Genomic DNA, 2256 nt, shown 5'->3' with positions numbered 1-2256 from the left:
GGCGACCTAGCCGGCCGCCGAGTGGTCGTCCTCGGCGGCGGCCAGGTCGCCCAACGCCGCCTCCCGGCCCTGCTGGCGGCAGGCGCGGACATCGTCCTGATCTCCCCGCACGCAACCCCGTCGGTAGAGGCGATGGCAACGGCGGGAGAACTGACCTGGGAGCAGCGAACGTACGAGCCCGGCGACCTGGCGACGGCCTGGTACGCCTTGATCGCGACGGACGACGAGGACGCCAACACCGCAGCCTCAGCGGAAGCGGAAGCGCACCGCGTCTGGTGCGTACGCTCGGACGACGCGGACATGGCAACAGCCTGGACCCCGGCGACAGGCACCAGCGAGGGCGTGACGATCGCGGTCCTGACGACGGACGCGAAGAACCGGGACCCCCGCCACACGGCAAGGATCAGGGACGCGGTCCTCGCGGGCCTGCGCGACGGCACCCTGGTGGCCCCCCACCACCGCACCCGCACCCCCGGCGTCTCCCTGGTCGGCGGCGGCCCGGGCGACCCGGACCTGATCACGGTCCGGGGCCGCCGCCTCCTCGCGGAGGCGGACGTGGTGATCACCGACCACCTCGGCCCCAGGGACCTCCTCGCGGAACTCCCCCCGCACGTGGAGGTGATCGACGCGGCGAAACTCCCGTACGGCCGTTACATGGCCCAGGAGGCCATCAACAACGCCCTGATCGAACACGCGAGGGCGGGCAAGTCGGTCGTACGCCTGAAGGGCGGCGACCCGTACGTGTACGGCCGGGGCATGGAGGAGGTCCAGGCCCTCGCCGCGGCCGGCATCCCCTGCACGGTCGTCCCCGGCATCTCCAGCTCGATCTCGGTCCCGGGCGCGGTCGGCATCCCGGTCACCCACCGGGGCGTGGCCCAGGAGTTCACGGTGGTCAGCGGCCACGTCGCCCCCGACGACGAACGCTCGAAGGTCGACTGGCCGTCCCTCGCGAAGCTGACCGGCACGCTGGTCGTCCTCATGGGCGTCACGAAGATCGACCGGATCGCCGAGACCCTGATCGCCCACGGCAAGTCCCCCGACACCCCGGTGGCCCTGGTCCAGGAGGGGACGACGGCGGCTCAGCGCAGGGTCGACGCGACGCTCGCGACGGTCGGCGAGACGGTCCGTACGCAGGACGTGAAGTCCCCGGCGGTGATCGTCATCGGCGAGGTCGTCACCGTAGGCCCCGACACCGTGGCGTAACCCCGGGTAACACAACCCGTCCCGAGCCGTTGGCACCGCACCCAGGACAAGGCAGTATCACTTCTGTGGCCGATCTCATCACCGTCGACGACCCCGACGACCCCCGCCTGAGCGACTACACGGGCCTGACCGACGTAGAACTCCGCCGCAGACGCGAACCGGCCGAGGGCCTCTTCATCGCCGAGGGCGAGAAGGTCATCCGCCGGGCGAAGGAGGCGGGCTACGAAATGCGCTCGATGCTCCTGTCCGCCAAGTGGATCGACGTCATGAGAGACGTCATCGACGAACTCCCGGCCCCCGTCTACGCGGTCACCCCGGAGCTGGCGGAACGGGTGACGGGCTACCACGTCCACCGAGGCGCCCTGGCATCGATGCAACGCAAGCCCCTGCCGACGGCGGAGGAACTCCTCCGCGAGGCCCGCCGGGTAGTGATCATGGAATCGGTGAACGACCACACCAACATCGGCGCGATCTTCCGCTCGGCGGCGGCCCTGGGAATGGACGCGGTCCTCCTCTCCCCGGACTGCGCCGACCCCCTCTACCGCCGCAGCGTGAAGGTCTCGATGGGCGCGGTCTTCTCCGTCCCCTACGCCCGCCTCGACACCTGGCCCAAGGGCCTGGACTCGGTACGGGAAGCAGGCTTCAACCTCCTGGCCCTGACCCCGGACGAAAAAGCCCGCTCCCTGGACGAGGCGGCCCCCCACAAGATGGACAGAGTGGCCCTGATGCTGGGAGCGGAAGGAGACGGCCTCTCGACCCAGGCCCTGATGGCAGCGGACGAATGGGTACGCATCCCGATGTCACACGGAGTGGACTCTTTGAACGTAGGAGCAGCGGCGGCGGTAGCGTTCTACGCGGTAGCAACGGGCCGCCCGGAAAACTAACGCCCTCCGGGGACCGCCGCAGGGGCGGTTCCCCCAAACGCTGCACGGGCGGGTTTCCTCGGAACGCTGCACGGGCGGTTTCCTCGAAACGCCGCGATGACCAACGCCCTCAAGGGGCGCGGGGCTGTATCTGATATGCGGCTACCGCCGCGTGGGCGCGACCAGCCAC

Annotated in this window: 2 protein-coding genes; both read left to right on the top strand. The window is 70.2% G+C overall.

What is annotated here, in order from left to right; translation table 11 throughout:
• A partial coding sequence (gene cobA, locus AOK24_RS19095) for a uroporphyrinogen-III C-methyltransferase (RefSeq protein WP_079056884.1) occupies positions 1 to 1203 on the top strand: 1203 nt, incomplete at its 5' end.
• Between the two features lie 65 nt (positions 1204 to 1268).
• Complete coding sequence (locus AOK24_RS19090) at positions 1269 to 2087, top strand: TrmH family RNA methyltransferase (RefSeq protein ID WP_055721282.1); 819 nt, start codon at positions 1269 to 1271, stop codon at positions 2085 to 2087.
• Positions 2088 to 2256 lie beyond the last annotated feature (169 nt).

Source organism: Streptomyces niveiscabiei (genome assembly GCF_001419795.1).
Classification (GTDB): domain Bacteria; phylum Actinomycetota; class Actinomycetes; order Streptomycetales; family Streptomycetaceae; genus Streptomyces; species Streptomyces niveiscabiei.
Note: the sequence above shows the minus strand (reverse complement) of the source record. Positions and strands in the feature narration are given on the sequence as shown.